General features: G+C 38.5%; 20 protein-coding genes and 1 pseudogene. All 21 read right to left on the reverse strand.

All coding sequences use genetic code 11. The features are described 5' to 3' along the window. Positions 1-128: 128 nt before the first annotated feature. The gene (locus ABZ559_RS11940; RefSeq protein ID WP_367006585.1) at positions 129-4589 is read right to left on the reverse strand and encodes a SpaA isopeptide-forming pilin-related protein; all 4461 of its coding nucleotides are present in this window, start codon (positions 4587-4589) and stop codon (positions 129-131) included. A 27-nt stretch (positions 4590-4616) separates the two neighbouring features. Continuing rightward, the gene (gene lepB, locus ABZ559_RS11945; RefSeq protein WP_367007662.1) at positions 4617-5207 is read right to left on the reverse strand and encodes a signal peptidase I; all 591 of its coding nucleotides are present in this window, start codon (positions 5205-5207) and stop codon (positions 4617-4619) included. A 2-nt stretch (positions 5208-5209) separates the two neighbouring features. After that, positions 5210-6266, reverse strand: a pseudogene (locus tag ABZ559_RS11950) (IS630 family transposase). A gap of 78 nt (positions 6267-6344) precedes the next feature. After that, positions 6345-6611, reverse strand: coding sequence for a DNA repair protein (locus ABZ559_RS11955; RefSeq protein ID WP_367006587.1), 267 nt, complete (start codon positions 6609-6611; stop codon positions 6345-6347). Positions 6612-8267: 1656 nt separating this feature from the next. Continuing rightward, the gene (locus ABZ559_RS11960) at positions 8268-8543 is read right to left on the reverse strand and encodes a hypothetical protein (RefSeq protein ID WP_367006589.1); all 276 of its coding nucleotides are present in this window, start codon (positions 8541-8543) and stop codon (positions 8268-8270) included. Positions 8544-8771: 228 nt separating this feature from the next. Continuing rightward, positions 8772-9158: a 50S ribosomal protein L17 gene (gene rplQ, locus ABZ559_RS11965; protein WP_018376789.1), complete on the reverse strand. Its 387-nt coding sequence runs from the start codon at positions 9156-9158 to the stop codon at positions 8772-8774. Between the two features lie 14 nt (positions 9159-9172). Continuing rightward, a complete protein-coding gene (locus ABZ559_RS11970) occupies positions 9173-10111 on the reverse strand; it encodes a DNA-directed RNA polymerase subunit alpha (protein ID WP_018376788.1) in 939 nt (312 codons plus the stop codon). Between the two features lie 47 nt (positions 10112-10158). Beyond that, positions 10159-10542, reverse strand: coding sequence for a 30S ribosomal protein S11 (gene rpsK / locus ABZ559_RS11975; protein ID WP_018376787.1), 384 nt, complete (start codon positions 10540-10542; stop codon positions 10159-10161). Positions 10543-10559: 17 nt separating this feature from the next. After that, positions 10560-10925, reverse strand: a complete 366-nt coding sequence (gene rpsM / locus ABZ559_RS11980; protein WP_003046081.1) for a 30S ribosomal protein S13 — start codon at positions 10923-10925, stop codon at positions 10560-10562. An 18-nt stretch (positions 10926-10943) separates the two neighbouring features. Further along, positions 10944-11060 (reverse strand): 50S ribosomal protein L36, encoded by a 117-nt coding sequence (gene rpmJ, locus ABZ559_RS11985; protein ID WP_000868345.1) that lies wholly within the window; start codon positions 11058-11060, stop codon positions 10944-10946. Positions 11061-11085: 25 nt separating this feature from the next. Then, the gene (gene infA / locus ABZ559_RS11990) at positions 11086-11304 is read right to left on the reverse strand and encodes a translation initiation factor IF-1 (protein WP_001040189.1); all 219 of its coding nucleotides are present in this window, start codon (positions 11302-11304) and stop codon (positions 11086-11088) included. A gap of 118 nt (positions 11305-11422) precedes the next feature. Continuing rightward, complete coding sequence (locus tag ABZ559_RS11995; protein ID WP_018376786.1) at positions 11423-12061, reverse strand: adenylate kinase; 639 nt, start codon at positions 12059-12061, stop codon at positions 11423-11425. Positions 12062-12192: 131 nt separating this feature from the next. Next, on the reverse strand, positions 12193-13497 hold the full coding sequence (secY, locus tag ABZ559_RS12000) for a preprotein translocase subunit SecY (protein ID WP_018376785.1): 1305 nt from the start codon (positions 13495-13497) through the stop codon (positions 12193-12195). A 15-nt stretch (positions 13498-13512) separates the two neighbouring features. Continuing rightward, positions 13513-13953: a 50S ribosomal protein L15 gene (rplO, locus tag ABZ559_RS12005; protein ID WP_018376784.1), complete on the reverse strand. Its 441-nt coding sequence runs from the start codon at positions 13951-13953 to the stop codon at positions 13513-13515. Between the two features lie 138 nt (positions 13954-14091). Continuing rightward, positions 14092-14274, reverse strand: coding sequence for a 50S ribosomal protein L30 (gene rpmD, locus ABZ559_RS12010; RefSeq protein WP_018376783.1), 183 nt, complete (start codon positions 14272-14274; stop codon positions 14092-14094). 14 nt (positions 14275-14288) lie between these two features. Continuing rightward, positions 14289-14783: a 30S ribosomal protein S5 gene (gene rpsE, locus ABZ559_RS12015; protein ID WP_018376782.1), complete on the reverse strand. Its 495-nt coding sequence runs from the start codon at positions 14781-14783 to the stop codon at positions 14289-14291. A gap of 17 nt (positions 14784-14800) precedes the next feature. Then, positions 14801-15157, reverse strand: a complete 357-nt coding sequence (gene rplR / locus ABZ559_RS12020; RefSeq protein WP_026183112.1) for a 50S ribosomal protein L18 — start codon at positions 15155-15157, stop codon at positions 14801-14803. 102 nt (positions 15158-15259) lie between these two features. Next, entirely contained in the window at positions 15260-15796 is a 537-nt protein-coding gene (gene rplF / locus ABZ559_RS12025; RefSeq protein WP_367006592.1) for a 50S ribosomal protein L6, read from the reverse strand. A 427-nt stretch (positions 15797-16223) separates the two neighbouring features. Then, positions 16224-16622, reverse strand: coding sequence for a 30S ribosomal protein S8 (rpsH, locus tag ABZ559_RS12030; protein WP_018376780.1), 399 nt, complete (start codon positions 16620-16622; stop codon positions 16224-16226). A gap of 318 nt (positions 16623-16940) precedes the next feature. Continuing rightward, positions 16941-17126 (reverse strand): type Z 30S ribosomal protein S14, encoded by a 186-nt coding sequence (locus ABZ559_RS12035; protein ID WP_001085697.1) that lies wholly within the window; start codon positions 17124-17126, stop codon positions 16941-16943. A gap of 17 nt (positions 17127-17143) precedes the next feature. Beyond that, complete coding sequence (rplE, locus tag ABZ559_RS12040) at positions 17144-17686, reverse strand: 50S ribosomal protein L5 (RefSeq protein WP_018376779.1); 543 nt, start codon at positions 17684-17686, stop codon at positions 17144-17146. Positions 17687-17697: the final 11 nt, after the last annotated feature.

A 17697-nucleotide genomic window follows, 5' to 3' on the forward strand; every position in this document is an offset into this window, starting at 1 on the left:
TTCTCCTTTTAAAAATATCAAGTTTGATAACAGTTCAGTCCTGAACGTTACCGCCAACTGCCCGAAGGCTTAGGACAGTAATGCCTAGCAGTAAGCATCACCGCCTTTCTTATAACTTATTAGAAACATCATAGGAGACCTCCTCCTTGATAGGTTCTATAAAGTTTAAGGCTTAATAATAAAATTCCCAAAGCTACTAGGATAATACCCCAGAGATAGACAGGCTCTAACCCAATCCCTCCCGTTTTTGGAAGATTATAGGCTTTTTGAGCTTTGTTGGCAAGTGTGATGTCTCCTGAAGCAACTGCGTTGTCTTTGGTTACCTCATAAGACACGTCATACCCTTCTATTGGGTCCTCTGTTACATAGTATCTATAGTAGGTGATAGCACCTGTTGAGTCTTTGGTCTGGGTTGGTACATTATCTAAAGACATGGTCCAGATATCTGAGCCCGATGGAGTCATCTGATAACGACCATAACGAGATTCAGAAAGAATCTTCCCAGCATCATCTACCTTAACCTGTATGAGGTTAACATTGATAGATCCTGAGGAACGTGTTGTCTGCTGACCATTAGCATCTAACCACTTCTTGTTAATAGTAATTGTGGTTGAGGACGGAAGTGGATCGTTTTCGACGTATTCATTGGCAGACCGTTGTGATAAATCTATCACCTCTTCTCCCAAAGGAGGAGGATTTTTAGTCATTCCTGTTTCAGAATATTGGAAGTAATATTTTTTCGGCGATTCTGAGAGTCGGTAGCCACTAGGTGCCGTGGTTTCCATGATATAGTAGACGGTATCGTAGTCGAGTGCAGCAATATTTTCACTGGTATTTCGTCCATCACGGAAGATTGCTAAGGTTCCTTTGGCACCTGTCGTGTAGCTGGCCATCTTCTTATTGGTACCGTACTCATAAACTGTGAAAACCGCACCAGGTAAGGTGTATCCATAGTTTCCTGTCATTACTTTTGTAATGTTGTAGGCTGTTTCAAAACTGACAGAAGCCGTCTGAATTCTTGTAGTGGTTGCTGTAGAGTCTGAGCTATTGCCAGCATCACTATCAGCGAGTTCGTATATCCTAGCTGAATTGGACACATTGATAGCTATATTTTGCCTTGGGTCAGTTACTTTATTGGCAGAAAATTGATAGCTGTACTTAAAGGTGTAGGCCTGACCATCTGGAACAATGACCTTGAGGACAATTTGATTTTCCCCTGTACCATCACTCTTTGTCCGTATGGTGTAGGTTGTCCATGAATATTGGCTCTTGTCTACAACTTGGTTGTTCGAGTCAACCAAAGTAATAGAATCCGCTAAAAGCTGATAAGCAATTCCAGTATTGACATCTCCAGTGTATTTAAAGACATCAATGATTGTTAGACTGTCACTATTTGTCACTAAATCCTGTGCTTTAGGGTTAATAGTCAAACTATAGTCAACTGTTTTCTTGTCATTGTCCCAAACACCGTCTTTTGAAATCTTTTTAGATGGTTCAACTGTGATGTTCTGAGTGTGTCCATCCGAACCTGACTCTTCTCCATTTATAGTAACCGAGGCATTGTTGGTCAGTGGATAGGTAGCACTCTGACTGACTGGAACCTCTCCCTTGTAGCGGAAGGTATAAACAAAATAGAAATATGTTTTACCTTGAATCACCGAACTTAGGTTTTGACCATTTAGTGCTGTTGCTGTCGTGACAATTTGCCCATTAGAATTTACTTTTCCTGAAATGGTCAAATAATTACTCATATCCCACGTATTTTTCTTAGAAATTGCTCCATTCGCTAGCGCGGCAGTTTCTCTGTAATCAATATTTCCGTACTCAACAGATACCAACTCCAGACCTGCTGGAGGTGTGTCCGTTACGGTCAGGGTTGTATCGGTGTTACTGAGCTCCACTTTGACCGCCCATTTAATATAGGCCGTGCCATTATCGACAGCACTCTCCGCAATGGTATGGCTGGTCGTACTGGAGTTGAAATCATTTGCCGAACCGTTCCAAGAAATCGTATTACCATCCATCTTGGTCAATTTCCCTGACAAGGATTTATAGTCATAGCTCTGACTACTAGTATGGCTTCCTGAAACAACTGTATTAGTAAATTTCTTGGTGCTTGTGGCATCTATGGTGGACTGGTAGGCCAGATTGAGATTCACACTGCTCGTAAAGTCTTTCAAGAGGGTGATTCGAATCTTGTAATACTTGTTTCCAACTAATGTTAGGCTTTGGTCGATATAATTTGAATTCCAATCTCCTATTGTCGCAGCTTCGAGGGTGAAATTTCCAGCTCCGAAAATCTTGGTCAGATTGTTGTATAAGCTGGTTATCTGATTCTTGGTAAAGTAATGGTTTTGAATGTCGCCACCATCCTTACCATTCAGTGTGTCTGTAAAGACTGTCCCTGCAGGCAAGACTTGACTTTTCGGCATGGTAATCGCCAAATTCCAGTTTAAGAGTTGGATTAATTCATTGTCTGTCCCTTCAACTGTGGTAAGGGTCTTATCAATGTCTCCCGAGTTGATTGGTACTTCCGCTGTTGCTGGCAATCTATTTCCATTTGGTGAAGTTAGAACAGCCGTGTTACCAATGCTGTTTCCTGCCCAGGTCATCTTATCACTACTCACCCTTGTTTTATAGACGAATTCATAGGTCTTGTTATTGGTTGTGCTCCCTGAGAGAGCATTAAAGGTGATGACATTGCCATTTCGTGTCCAACCTTCTCCGCTAGTCGGTAAATTCAAGGATTCACTGAACATCGGATCAGTCAGGGTTGCACCTGCAATATTGACTTGACTCGTATTCACCCTTAGGGTCCAAGTGATCAGCCCTGTTGCATCATCATAAGTTCCTGATTTAGCAGATTGGTAGTTCCCGACGGTTGTATTATTGTTGGTACTACTATTGGGGATGTTTGGGGTCGTGGTTGTCGCCTGGTTGTTTATCCACGTTCCTGACCCAGCCGTATAATTACTGATACGGTAGGTATAGGTCACTAGATACCTCTGATTTGCCGCTAATTGAGGCAGGGTCATCTCAAAGGACTTTTTGTCTGACGAAATGTTAGGAGTAACTGAAATGGATGTGTCATTCGTGTATCCTGTCTGTCGGATTACAGAATCAATGGTCAGGGAATCAACTGTTACCCCTGATGCACTAAGAATATCGCTCAGTTTAATACTGTCATTCGTACCATTATTTGACTTCACCTCTATTTGATATTTGACAATCGCAACATTCCCCTCATAGGTTATAGAGTTGACCCATTTCGATACCGAAACATCCTTTTGAAGCGGTTGGCTAGTTGAGGTGCTGGTGCTCGTTGACGTCGAGGTGCTGGTTGATGTACTGGTACTTGTTGGCGTCGTATCTGGAATAGTATCAATAGAGGATGACGGAATGGTCAAAGCAGTATTGTCTCCAAAAATAAAATTGTAATTATTATTCAAATCCCTATTTGCGGTTGTTGAAGTCATAAAGTAATTTAAGCTTACAGCACCTTTGGCATCCGCAGTAAGGCTATTGAAGTAATCTTTATCAAATTCAAAGACGAGATAGGCATTGCCACTGCTATCCTTCTTGAAACTATAGGTAAATTGCTTAATCCCATCTTTATAGATTGGATAAGGCGTATCAAACTGTAACTCTGATATATCAATCCCTGTGTTCGTTGGTAACTTCAAGGCATAGTTCAAGGTTTGAGCCAAGTTAGTCTGATTGATTGAAAAATCTATTTTAATTGTGGAATCCAGTATTTTGGTTGCTTCTTTGTAGGTAGATCGTCCTTGTGCTGTAATTTTCGGCGAGAAGATATCAATACTTTGATAGGTGATATTTCCCAAGGTATAGGTTGAAAAACTATCCGATTTGAAGGATACTTCTGTCACATTTTCGGACTTGTCCTGATCAATCACTGTCGCGGTTTCAGGCGTTAAATCTTCCACCTGATCCATATTGTTATTGATAAAGTGATAAAGTCTCCAACCTTCTTGTATCTCAGATGAAGCTAGGGCATTTTTAAAGTTGATAGATACGGACACTTCTTTTGAAGGTTCGATCTCCACTCCATCCGCATTAATAAAGGAAATATCGTAGGAATAGGACTCTATCAAGCTTTGCTTGTTTTCCTTCAAGACATCATTGAGTTTGTCTTCAATTTTTCTGGTATCCGCAATAGGTGTAACTCGTAGTAAAACTGGCTCATTGAAAGTTTCAGCTTCATAAGAAACCTTCACAATGACGTTGTCCGTCTCCACTTCAAACTGACCAGCTTGATTGCCTGTCGGTTGTGGGGCGCTTTCTTGAATTGTGCTGCTCTGTTGTGTTTCCACTTCTTGAGCGGTTGAAAAAGTAGTTACCGCATCTTGAGTTGGTTGGGTTGATTCTACAGTTTCTGTTACAGAAGCTTCTTTTTCTTGTTGAACTACTGAGCTACTTGAACTTGATGATAACGTTAACGCAGGCAAAACCAATGCATATGTAGTACAGAAAACGACTACCACAGAAAGTACCAAACCAATACGCGTCCAAACACTTTCTCGAATACGCTGCTTGACAAGAACAGCTACTTTTTCAAATAATGTCTTCATAGAACTCCTTTCCAAATCAAACTAGTCTTATCTGACCCATTCTATACGGTTTAGAGGCCAAATACGAAACGTCAAACGTCCAACTAACTGTTCTTCTCCAACAGTCCCAACAGCCGTGTTTCGCGAGTCAATAGAGACACTTCGATGATCTCCCATAACAAAGATTTTACCATCAGGCACCTGATAAGGAAGTTTGATATTAGTTTCCCCATAATCCTTTTCATTTTCATCAAGATAAGGTTCTTTGATCCGTTTCCCATCGACACTAACATTGCCTTTTTTATCAATATCAACCCACTGACCAGATGTTGCAATAACTCGTTTCACAAGAACTTTATTATTGTAATAAAAAGCAACAACATCTCCCCTGCTTAGCTTTTTTGCATTTACAGAAACAACTAAATCCCCTGATTGTAGAGTCGGCGTCATAGAATTTCCATAAATCTGTAAAACAGGCAACCAGATAGTTGCAATCAAGACAGCTACTGCCGCTACAGTCACCAAGGTAAATACAGTACTTTTTAAGGTATTAAAATACTTATTACGATACTTAGTCTTCTCTAGAAAAACAGACAGTTCATCAGAATTTGGTAAATCTGACCAATGATATCTTTTTATACTCAGTTAAAATCAAAAATAGCGGAAGTCCAGTCTCTATCTACAATTGATTTGAGTTGATAAGCGGTTAAGGTTTGAATAACCTCTTGAAGTTTATCGATTACCTCATTTAAGGTCCTAAATACTTTATTCTTGAAACCAAGTTTACGAATCTCAGCCCAGACTTGCTCAATAGGATTCATTTCAGGTGTGTAGGGTGGAATGAAGGTAAATTCAATATTCTTAGGAATATTTAAGGTCTGAGATTTATGCCAGATGGCATTATCCATGACTAAAATAATATAATCTTCTGGATAAGCTGCCGATAGTTGGCGTAAAAATTCATTCATCCAATCACTATTACATCCGCCTGCTATGATGAAAAACGAGTCGCCTGTATGGGCATCCACAGCTCCATAACAATAGCGGTATTCACGAATGTGATGACTTGCTACGTGAGGACGATAACCTTTTGGAGACCAACACGAACCAAGTTTACTGATACGCCCAAAACCCGCCTCATCTTGATACATAAGGCGGATTTTTTGATATTCTTTTCCATCAATAAAGCGCTTACTCATTCTCTCCTCGAATAAAGATTTTATTTTTAGACGCTAAAATGGTTTCGGCGTCTGCTTTTTTCGGATGTTGGGGACGTGGGCTAACTTTACGCCAACCATGACGTTTCAGGAGAGCATAGAAACCTTCTCGGGTTGTCTTGTGCCCAACTCTCTCTTGATAAGCTTTAAAGAGGGTGTTAACGGTAACGAATTCTCCATTCAAAGAGGAAGAGAGTTGCTCTTTAAGGAAATCTTCTTCCTCCTCATGCGTCATATAGGAGCGGCGGCGACCACCACGATTCTCCTTTAAGAGAGCTTCTAAGCCACCACTTAGATAGCGATTTAATAAGTTGCGGACTGTCTGATGGACAAAGCCTACTGATTTAGCTACAGATGTTAAATTATGGCATTCAGAGTAGAGAATAAGGGCTTGAATTTTTCTATGATGCGGAGCATTATTTTTATCTTTAAGGGCTTGCTTTAATTCTTCGACTTGTGTTTGGGTAAGTTCTTTTGTCATAATACTATTATAACGCTATTTTTGATTTTTGTTAAGTATTAAATTTTTACTCATAAAATTATCGGCTCCAAAGCTAACTCAATTATCTAAATCAGCCTTATCAGCTAAACGACCCACGTTTTCGAGATATTGATCTGCCGCAGCTTGAGCTGATTCAAAAACTTTATTGAGCTTTAATGCAGCTTCCGCAATCGACCCTGCTTCCGCCATGAGAATTTCTCTGTTTTTCAACTTTTCTTCTAATTCAATAACTCTTTCTTGTAAGGACTCAATTTCCTGAGCCTGGGAAAGCAATAATTCCATTAAATCGATTCGACGCAATCGTCTTAACTGTTTTTCATCCATTTTTATCTCTATAACAAAATCCTTATAATACAATTTAATACAAAATTTTAGACTTAAAAAGTCTACCGTATTTTTATCAAAATAACAAATAATTTGCTCATGTCTTTATCTTCTAAAATCATTATACCCCCCCCCCCCGATTCCTATTGTCAAGCGGTTTTAGAGGCTTTTTAATAAAAAAGATAATTTCATTTTTCATTAAATTATCGGTCAAAATAATTAATCAAAAACTCATAAAATGTTATCGCTTTCATTTTTGAACTTTTTTCATCAGATAATACACCCTTGATACTTATCAAAGTATAATGATTTAATAGAAAGTGCCTTTATTTTAGCAAACCAGATTTCCTTAATTCACTTTCAAAACTCCTAATAAAGAGAGTTTTAATAAAATAGTCTAATTTTACTAAATATAAAGATATAAAATTAATATTTTATAGATATATACTTTTGTACATATCCTATCATCGGCTTATAGAAATGTATATACTTTTTAGAAAAAATTAATTTTTTTATTTAAAAACAAAGAGATTAAAACAACTTATACTGTCCCCATTCTTTTAATTATTTCATGAGCTTCCTATCGGGCTATATCAAAAAGCATACGCTATTAGGATCTGTATTAAGTGAAAGTGAAGGTCAAAATCAGATCAAATGATACTTATCTATAAAACTATCTCCATCAAATAAAGAACACCTTCCCTTGATTTTAAAGACACAGCCCTACTTACTACCCCACTAAAATTAAGAAGAGGGATTCTAAAAATGGAATCATAAACCTACCCACTCCATCTCTGTAGTTTTACTTTCAATACTGGATATTAGCCTTTCCACATACACTGACAAAATTCAACTAAAAACAGTTTATACTCAATGAAAATCAAAATTATCCGTTGTCAACTTGCCTTGATGAACTCAAGTTCTATCGTCGGTTTCGTTTCCTAGGCTACTTTTGATTTTCATTGAGTATTAGTTGCACCGTCAAGCATCAAAAACCACCATAACGTAACAAACCCTCCTGTTATAATATAAAAAAAAGCAGTAAGTCCTCTCTATTACTAGAGATTTCCTACTACTAATCTTGGTATATTCAGTTTACCTATTGTTCCTAAATAGCTCCTTTAACTTTCTCACGTACAGACCCAAACTCGCTACTCGTTCAAAAAATAACCTAAGTAACTATATACGCATTTAAAAGATTTCAAAATAAATTCTCAATATTTAATCTCAACAAAAAATCAAAAATAGCAAGTTCAATTTTTTTATTAGCCGTCAGCACTTAAATTATCGTGGTCCATTTATAAATTGTGTATTATTACTAACAGTTTTCTCTTTGTAAACTTTCAAAACTGAAATATCCGATATCCATTTGACTAGCAAATTGTTATTTTTGATTTTCATTAAGTATTAGACGCTAAAATAGTCTAGGTGTCTACTTTCATGGGATGTTCTGGTCGAGGAGTTACTTTTGTTATTTATTGCGTAAGCTTTATCTCCCACCTCAAAGAATCTCTTGATTCTTTGACCCAACCAACTATGGCGTTTCAATAAGGCATAGAACTCTTCGCGTGTTGTCTGTTTTCCAACACACTCTTGATAGGCCTCGTGAAGCTCTGCAATTATGATGAGTTGTCCTGAGGCACTGCTAGTAAACTGTTATTGTAAAAAGCTTTTTTCTTCCTCATATATTAAATAAGAACGGTGACGGCCGCCTCGCGTATCTTGGAGAAGTGAAGAAAGATCTTCATGTTCATGCTTCTTCACCAAACGCCAGATGGTGTCCTGAGAGAAACCAATGCTCTCAGGAATAGTTTTGCAAGTCATCTTTTGAGAGCGGAAATACACAACTTGAATCCGTTTGTGATAGGGAACTAACGTTTTATCTTTTAGAGCTGATTTGAATCTTCTTATTTGGGATTGTGTAAAGTTCATATTATTATAATTCAGGTTTTGATTTTTGTTAATTATTAGCTTATCTCTTAAAAAACGCCTGCTTACGAAGTGCTTCTAAAAATAGAGGCATTTCGTAAACAAGCGTTAATCATTACCAATATGATGAGTGTTACCGCTGAGATAAACTCAGCGGTAGACCAGAGCTAGACTAAGGATATCTAAATAGATAAAACCCATCATCATAACACTCAACAAAATTGATAAAAATTATACTAATTCAATAATTGCCATTGGAGCAGCATCTCCACGGCGTGGTTCTGTTTTAAGGATACGAGTGTATCCGCCGTTACGTTCAGCATAACGAGGTGCGATGTCATCAAAAAGTTTTTGAAGAGCAGTTTGTGATGTATATTTATCAGTTGCTTCATCATAGTTTTCTGATGCAATTTCATTACGTACAAAAGCTGCTGCTTGACGGCGAGCATGAAGATCACCACGTTTACCTAGAGTAATCATTTTTTCAACTGTTTTACGGATTTCTTTAGCACGAGCTTCAGTTGTTACAATGGATTCGTTAATTAAAAGATCTGTTGTCAAATCACGAAGCATTGCTTTACGTTGTGAGCTAGTACGTCCTAGTTTACGGTAAGCCATTTTGTCCTCCTATTTTATTTATCGTTTTTTAAGCCGAGACCAAGATCAGCAAGTTTAACTTTAACTTCTTCAAGACTCTTGCGTCCAAGGTTCCGAACTTTCATCATTTCAGGCTCAGTTTTCTCTGTCAAATCAAACACAGTGTTAATACCTGCACGTTTAAGACAGTTATATGAGCGTACTGACAAATCAAGTTCTTCGATAGTTCGGTCAAGCACCTTTTCATCGTTCACTTTTTCAACTTCCTTCATCACATCCGTTGCTTTAGCAACATCCGTTAAATCAGTAAAGAGATTCAAGTGTTCAATCAAAACACGAGCTGATAGACCTATTGCATCTTCAGGAATGATTGTGCCATTTGTCATGATTTCAATAGTCAACTTATCAAAGCCATCATTGCTACCTACACGAGCTGGCTCAACTTGATAGTTAACTTTTTTCACTGGTGTGTAAATAGAATCCACAGCCAATGTCCCCACTGGAGCATCATCTTTTTTATTACCTTCTGCTGGAACATAACCTCGGTTAGTATTGACAGTCATTGTAGCTTTAAGACTGTGGCCTTCAGCAATGGTGAAAAGATAATGATTTGGGTTCACGATCTCAATGTCGCTATCCGTTAAGATATCACCAGCAGTGATTTCTGCAGGACCTTCAACGTCAAGTTCGATAATCTTTTCGTCTTCGACGTATGATTTTACAGCAAGCCCCTTAATATTAAGGATGATTTGCATCACATCTTCGCGTACACCTGGGATAGTATCAAATTCGTGGAGTACTCCATCAATTTTAATTGATGTTACTGCAGCACCCGGAAGTGATGACAAAAGTACACGACGAAGAGAGTTACCTAGAGTTGTACCATAACCACGTTCAAGCGGTTCGATGACAAATCTGCCGTAATCTTTATTTTCATCAATTTTTGTTATTATTGGTTTTTCAAACTCAATCATTTATATACTCCCTCGAAACGAATCTTGTGTACTATTGACAATAATGATTACACACGACGACGTTTTGGAGGACGAGCACCATTATGTGGTACAGGAGTAACGTCACGAATAGCAGTCACTTCAAGACCAGCAGCAGCAAGAGCACGAATAGCAGACTCACGACCTGAACCAGGTCCTTTTACAGTCACTTCAACTGTTTTAAGACCATGATCTTGCGCAGATTTTGCAGCAGCTTCAGCAGCCATTTGAGCAGCAAATGGTGTAGATTTACGAGAACCTTTAAAACCAAGAGCACCTGCTGATGACCAAGCAATAGCATTACCGTGCACATCTGTAATCATAACAATAGTGTTATTAAATGTAGCGTGAATATGAGCAACACCAGATTCGATGTTCTTTTTCACACGACGTTTACGTGTTGGTTTAGCCAATTTTTTAACCTCCTATATTATTTTTTCTTACCAGCAATCGCAACAGCTTTACCTTTACGAGTACGGGCGTTGTTTTTAGTGTTTTGTCCACGGACAGGAAGTCCACGACGATGACGAATTCCACGGTATGAACCGATTTCCATCAAACGTTTGATGTTCAAGTTAACTTCACGACGAAGGTCACCTTCAACTTTAATTGCATCTACTTCACGACGGATAGCATCTTCTTGATCTGATGTCAAATCTTTAACACGGATATCTTCTGAGATCCCAGCTGCAGCTAAGATTTTCTTAGATGTTGCAAGACCGATACCGTACACATAAGTAAGTGAAATTACTACACGTTTATCGTTTGGAATATCAACTCCAGCAATACGAGCCATTTTTTCTCCTTTCTATTTTTATCCTTGACGTTGTTTGTGTTTTGGATTTGTTGGACAAATAACCATAACACGACCGTTACGACGAATAACTTTACAGTATTCGCAAATTGGTTTAACCGATGGTCTTACCTTCATGTTTTAATCCCTCCAATTATTTCGATTATTTAAAGCGGTATGTGATGCGCCCACGTGTCAAATCATATGGACTCATTTCAACAGTTACACGATCTCCAACCAAAATACGGATGTAGTTTTTACGGATTTTTCCTGAAACAGTCGCCAAAATTTGGTGTCCATTTTCCAATTCAACAGTAAACATTGCATTTGGCATTGTCTCAACGACTTTGCCTTCAATTTCAATCACATCTTCTTTTGCCACGCAAAAGTACCCCCTAAAAATTCGATTTGATATCCTCTGAGTACAGAGGTAACAATTATAAGCCAGACTATTCTAGTATATCATGAGTTGTTAGCTTACGCAAGTAGAAATTACTAAATTATTTCAATGTTACGATAGCTTTTTCGACATCTGCAAAAACGTCAGCAATTTCTTGATTACCTTCAATATCTGTAACAAGCCCAGCTTTACGATAATGTTCAAGAATTGGTTCGCCTTGAGCAATATTAACTTCTAAGCGACGTTGAACCGACTCAGGTTTGTCATCTTCACGTTGGTAGTAATCTTCTTCATTATAATCAACTGGTGGATTGAAAACTTTGTGGAAAGATTCACCTGTTTTACGATTAATGATACGACCACTTAAACGTTCCAACAAACACGATGGATCCACATCAATATTAATAACGCCATCAAGCTTTATTCCAAGATTCGCAAGTGTTTCATCCAAAGCATAAGCTTGTTCAATCGTCCGTGGGTAACCATCAAGTAAGAAGCCTTTTTCAGCAATGTCTTTTTGAGAAAGGCGTTCTTTAACAATACCATTAGTCACTTCATCCGGTACTAAATCACCTCTGTCTATATATGATTTAGCAAGCAGCCCCATCTCAGTTTGATTCGCCATTGCAGCACGAAACATATCCCCAGTTGAGATATGTGCAACACCAAATTTTTCAACAATTTTTGTGGCTTGAGTACCTTTACCAGCACCTGGTAAACCCATGATTAAAAGATTCATGATTGTCTCCTTATTTTGTTTTTAAATCAGCCAAGCAAACATACGACCTGCTAAACTGATTTAAAAACAAAAGAGAAGGACAGGGAGATCTCCCCGATCCTCAATTTTGTTTTAAGATATTGTAGGGTTTCTTACTCTGCTGTGTTCATAAAACCTACATACTGTCTCTTCAAGAGATAACCTTCAAGTTGTTTCATACCTTCAATTCCTGTTGAAATCAAGATAAGAAGACTAGTTCCTCCCAATGCAATACTTGAAGATAAGTTTAGCATCTGCTGTGCTGCAATTGGTGTTAACGAAATAAATGCTAAGAATACTGAACCAATCGTCGCCAATTTCTTCAATGTTGAAGACATATACTCTTCTGTTTCACGTCCAGGTCTAACTCTTGGAATATAGGACGCACTCTTTTGTAAGTTTTCAGCTGTTTTTTCCGGATTAACTTGAACAAAAGTATAAAAGAACGAGAAGAGAATAATTAGTACTGCGTATATTAGCATACCGGTCGGTGTTTGATAATTTAGTACATTCTGCAAAGTCGTTAACCAAGGAATATCTTTCCCATGTTGAAAGAATGGAATAATCGTACTTGGAATAGTTGTAATCGAGCTGGCAAAAATAACGGGAATGACACCAGCAGGATTAACTTTTAAAGGTAAATAAGAACTTGTTGGAGCTCCTTGAGCAAGCTTGGTATATTGAATTGGAATTTTATACTCTGCTTGTTGAACGAACGTTGTAAAGAATACAATCGCCAAAACAGCAAAGATAAGGATTGCAACATAGATATATGATGACATCATATCGGTCGCACGGACATTGACAAAGAAATCTTGATAAATGGTCGAAATAGCACTTGGAATTGATGAAATGATACCTGCAAAGATAATCATTGATACACCGTTACCAAACCCTTTGTCTGTAATCTGCTCACCCAACCAGGTCACAATCATACTACCTGTTGTCAGTAAAGCACCTATCAACATATATGTTTTAATATCTGGATTTTTAACCAAAGCTACTGATGACAATGTGTTAAAGCCTGCAGTAATACCAATTGACTGAATAAAGGCCAAGGCAAGCGAAATATAGCGAGTTGCTTGATTAAGCTTTCTACGACCGACTTCCCCCTGCTTACCCCACTCAACAAATTTAGGTAAAATATCCATTTGCAATAGTTGAACCACAATAGAAGCTGTAATGTACGGGCTAACTCCCATTGAGAAAACTGAGAAGTTTCTCATAGCGTTACCTGAAACCAAGTTCAACATATTTAAAAAAGGTAAATCACTGAGTTGTTCCAAGCTTTTGGCATTGATACCTGGAACAGTAATATGAGTTCCAATTCGAAATACGAGAATGATGAATAATGTATAGAAAATTTTATTTCTAACATGTTTCACCTTCAAAGCATCTTTTAGTAATTTAAAGAACATCTAGGGTCCCCCTCATTAGATGACTTCTACAGAACCACCTTTAGCCACGATAGCTGCTTCAGCAGATTTTGAGAATTTTGCTGCTTTAACAGTCAATTTCTTAGTTAGTTCACCATTACCAAGAATTTTAACACCTGATTTTTCAGCGCGAACAATTCCAGCTTCTTTAAGAACAACTGGAGTTACCTCTGCACCATCTTCAAAAATATTCAATTGTTCAAGATTTACAAGTGCATATTCCTTAGCGTTGATGTTCAAGAAACCACGTTTTGGCATACGACGGAACAATGGAGTTTGTCCACCTTCAAAACCAAGACGAACACCGCCGCCTGAACGAGCCTTTTGACCTTTTTGACCACGACCAGACGTTTTACCGTTGCCTGATGATGTCCCACGACCTACACGGTTACGAACTTTACGTGAACCTGCAGCAGGGTGTAATTCATGAAGTTTCATTATAGTTTTCTCCTTATTTGTAAAATGCTAGCGCCTCTATGAGGGGAAAGGACTCCCCATAGAAACTCGCCTATACCTCTATTCACTTTAAGTCGCAAGAGAAAAGCTCTGCGACCTAAATGTCATTATAAATGTTAATTACTTAACATCTTCTACAGTAACCAAGTGAGATACTGCATTAACCATACCACGAATAGCTGGGGTGTCTTCTTTGACAACTGAGCTATTCAACTTACCAAGTCCAAGGGCAACAACTGTTTTACGTTGTGCAGGAATGCGACCGATTGGAGACTTAGTCAAAGTAATTTTAATTTGAGCCATGATAATCCCCTTTCTTATGCCAAATCAGAAACTGAGATGCCACGAAGAGCAGCAACGTCTTCTGCACGTTTAAGTTGTTTCAAACCTTCAACTGTAGCACGAACGATGTTGATTGGAGTGTTTGAACCAAGTGATTTAGATGTAACATCTGCAACACCGGCTAATTCGATGACGGCACGAACTGCACCACCAGCGGCAACTCCCGAACCTTCTGCAGCAGGTTTCAACAATACTTTAGCTCCACCAAATTCTGAATGAACTTCGTGTGGAATTGTTGTACCAACCATTGGTACTGCGATCAGATTCTTTTTAGCAGCTTCAACTGCTTTACGAATAGCTTCTGGTACTTCTTGAGCTTTACCAGTACCAAAACCAACGTTACCATTGCGGTCACCAACAACTACCAAAGCTGCAAAACGAAGACGACGTCCACCTTTAACAACTTTAGTAACACGGTTAATCGCAACAACGCGTTCTTCAAGTTCAACTGCGTTATCTTTAAAAGCCATTTCTTAGTGTCCTCCTATTAGAATTTCAATCCGTTTTCACGAGCTGCATCAGCCAAAGCTTTAACACGTCCGTGATAGAGATATCCACCGCGGTCAAAGACCACTTCAGAAATACCTTTAGCTACTGCGCGTTCAGCAACAAGTTTGCCGACAACAACGGCTTGTTCTGTTTTAGTTCCTTTAGAAACTTCTTTATCAAGAGTTGATGCACTTGCGAGCGTTACACCCGCTACGTCATCAATCACTTGAGCGTAGATGCCTGTATTAGAACGGAATACGTTCAAACGTGGGCGTTCTGCAGTTCCAGAGAGTTTACCGCGTACGCGACGATGGCGTTTTTGGCGGATTTTGTTTTTATCTGGTTTCGAAATCACAATTTTCACCTCTTAATTAATTATATCCTTGCCAAATGGACAAGTTTGGGTAGAAATAGCGAGTACCTGTGAATTAATATTTCACAGAGCAAGCTCAAACTATTATTTACCTGTTTTACCTTCTTTACGGCGTACATATTCACCAACGTAGCGGATACCTTTACCTTTATACGGTTCTGGAGCACGAAGACTACGGATGTAAGCTGCAGTTTGACCAACAACTTCTTTGTTGATACCTGCAACCTCGATTGAAGTTGGGTTAGCTACTGTAAAAGTGATACCTTCTGGAGCTTCAACTTCATCTTGGTGAGATTTACCAACTGAAAGAACAAGCTTAGTACCTTGCAATTGTGCACGGTAACCAACACCTTTCATTTCAAGTGCTTTTTTGAAACCTTCAGAAACACCAACAACCATGTTGTTCAAGTTAGCACGAGTCGTACCATGAATTGTTTTCATTTCTTTTGAGTCGTTTGGACGATGAAGTGAAACTTCATTGCCTTCAACTTTGATTTCAATGTTTTTGTTAAACTCACGAGTGAGTTCGCCCTTAGGTCCTTTTACAGTAACAACGTTATCGTTATTAGTAATTTCAACACCAGAAGGCAACGTAATTACTTTATTACCAATACGTGACATAATATTTATTTCTCCTGTTAAATTATCAAGCCGTCAAGCGACTAGTTTTCACGGGGTGAACAAGATAAAAAGCCGTTAAGCAACTCGAAGAAAAATAAGCGGTAAGTCCGAAATCCTTGATTTCGTAGACGCACCCTCGTCAGAACGACTAGGACCTTCCTGACCGAAGAGCAAAGAAAGTTCAGACGTTTACGACGCATAAAGTGAACATTTCTGAAACTGCTTTTCACTTTTTTTCAAAGAGTTGTAGGCGTATTCAATTAGTGAATCTTGTTCTAATTTGGTTTCATGATACTAAATAATCAGAAAATCTGATTTGAAGCCGAGCTGTGACCTGTGTGAAAAAGATAAATCAAACTAGAATGCAAGTATTCTTTGTTTGATTTCCTATTTTCACTTGGTTCACTACGCTCTTGGTATCATCTAATTACCAAACGTAAGCAATAACTTCTCCACCAACGTTCTTTTGACGTGCTTCTTTGTCAGTCAAAAGACCTTCTGATGTTGAAATGATTGCGATTCCAAGTCCGTTAAGAACTTTAGGGATATCTTCACGTTTTGAGTAAACACGAAGACCTGGTTTTGAAACACGTTTCAAGTTAGTGATAACACGTTCACCGTTTTGGCCATATTTCAAGAATACACGGATAATGCCTTGTTTGTCATCTTCAATAATTTCAACGTTTTTCACAAAACCTTCGCGTTTAAGGATTTCAGCAATCCCTTTTTTGATGTTTGATGCAGGTACTTCAAGTACTTCGTGTTTTGCTTGGTTAGCGTTACGAATACGTGTCAGAAAGTCTGCGATTGGGTCGGTCATAACCATTTTAAATTTCTCCTCTTACTAGTAGTTTGCAAGTTGCACTTGCTAGTTAATGTCGCCCAAGTGGGCTGGTTGTATGCTTCTCAGACGAAAAGCTAATTTGAACTCGCCCTATGAACTGTGCAAAATAGATAAATCGACTCATTTGCAAGCAAGCATCCTCGATTTTCTAATTTTGCTTTGTTCACCACGGGCTTAGTATCATAATTTTTGAGCACGGACTAAAATCCTAGTGAAAAAGATAGGCTTTCTCAAAGTCTAATGACTTCTGCGACAGCCTCCTATTTTCATACGGATTTTTACGTCCTTTGCATCATCATTTTACCAAGAAGCTTTGGTAACGCCTGGGATTTGTCCTTTGTATGCTAATTCACGGAAGCAAACACGGCAAAGTTTAAATTTGCGGTAAACTGAATGTGGACGACCACATTTTTCGCAACGTGTGTAAGCTTGCGTAGAGAACTTCGCTGGGCGTTTGTTCTTAGCAATCATAGATTTTTTAGCCAATTGATTTACCTCCTAAATTATTTTGCAAAAGGCATTCCAAGGCCTTTAAGCAATTCACGTCCTTCTTCGTCAGTGTTAGCAGTAGTAACGATAACAATATCAAGACCACGTACTTTATCAACATCGTCGAAATTAATTTCTGGGAAGATCAATTGTTCTTTCACACCAAGTGTGTAGTTACCACGTCCGTCAAAAGATTTTGTTGGAACACCATGGAAGTCACGCACACGTGGAAGTGAAACAGTAACCAATTTATCCAAAAATTCGTACATGCGTTCACCGCGAAGGGTTACTTTTGCTCCGATCGCTACACCTTCACGAAGACGGAAGCCAGCGATTGATTTCTTAGCTTTAGTAATAAGTGGTTTTTGACCTGAGATAAGTGCTAACTCAGCAGCAGCTTTTTCAAGATTTTTAGCGTTTGATACAGCATCACCGACACCCATGTTAAGAACAATTTTCTCAACTTTTGGCACAGCCATTACTGAAGAATAGTTAAATTTTTCAGTCAACGCAGGAACAACTTCATTAGTATATTTTTCTTTTAAGCGATTTGCCATTATGCTTCTCC

The organism is Streptococcus sp. ZY19097 (assembly GCF_040731245.1).
In the GTDB taxonomy this organism is placed as follows: Bacteria; Bacillota; Bacilli; order Lactobacillales; family Streptococcaceae; genus Streptococcus; species Streptococcus orisratti.

What these genes read in the sequence shown, in the direction of transcription:
- rplE (WP_018376779.1), bottom strand. Translation starts at nt 17,686, where the DNA reads ATGGCAAATCGCTTAAAAGAAAAATATACTAATGAAGTTGTTCCTGCG.
- ABZ559_RS11995 (WP_018376786.1), bottom strand. Translation starts at nt 12,061, where the DNA reads ATGAATCTTTTAATCATGGGTTTACCAGGTGCTGGTAAAGGTACTCAA.
- ABZ559_RS11960 (WP_367006589.1), bottom strand. Translation starts at nt 8,543, where the DNA reads ATGAACTTTACACAATCCCAAATAAGAAGATTCAAATCAGCTCTAAAA.
- rpmD (WP_018376783.1), bottom strand. Translation starts at nt 14,274, where the DNA reads ATGGCTCAAATTAAAATTACTTTGACTAAGTCTCCAATCGGTCGCATT.
- rplO (WP_018376784.1), bottom strand. Translation starts at nt 13,953, where the DNA reads ATGAAACTTCATGAATTACACCCTGCTGCAGGTTCACGTAAAGTTCGT.
- ABZ559_RS11940 (WP_367006585.1), bottom strand. Translation starts at nt 4,589, where the DNA reads ATGAAGACATTATTTGAAAAAGTAGCTGTTCTTGTCAAGCAGCGTATT.
- secY (WP_018376785.1), bottom strand. Translation starts at nt 13,497, where the DNA reads ATGTTCTTTAAATTACTAAAAGATGCTTTGAAGGTGAAACATGTTAGA.
- rpsM (WP_003046081.1), bottom strand. Translation starts at nt 10,925, where the DNA reads ATGGCTCGTATTGCTGGAGTTGATATTCCAAACGATAAACGTGTAGTA.
- rplQ (WP_018376789.1), bottom strand. Translation starts at nt 9,158, where the DNA reads ATGGCTTACCGTAAACTAGGACGTACTAGCTCACAACGTAAAGCAATG.
- rplF (WP_367006592.1), bottom strand. Translation starts at nt 15,796, where the DNA reads ATGTCACGTATTGGTAATAAAGTAATTACGTTGCCTTCTGGTGTTGAA.
- rpsE (WP_018376782.1), bottom strand. Translation starts at nt 14,783, where the DNA reads ATGGCTTTTAAAGATAACGCAGTTGAACTTGAAGAACGCGTTGTTGCG.
- rpsH (WP_018376780.1), bottom strand. Translation starts at nt 16,622, where the DNA reads ATGGTTATGACCGACCCAATCGCAGACTTTCTGACACGTATTCGTAAC.
- ABZ559_RS11955 (WP_367006587.1), bottom strand. Translation starts at nt 6,611, where the DNA reads ATGGATGAAAAACAGTTAAGACGATTGCGTCGAATCGATTTAATGGAA.
- rpmJ (WP_000868345.1), bottom strand. Translation starts at nt 11,060, where the DNA reads ATGAAGGTAAGACCATCGGTTAAACCAATTTGCGAATACTGTAAAGTT.
- ABZ559_RS11970 (WP_018376788.1), bottom strand. Translation starts at nt 10,111, where the DNA reads ATGATTGAGTTTGAAAAACCAATAATAACAAAAATTGATGAAAATAAA.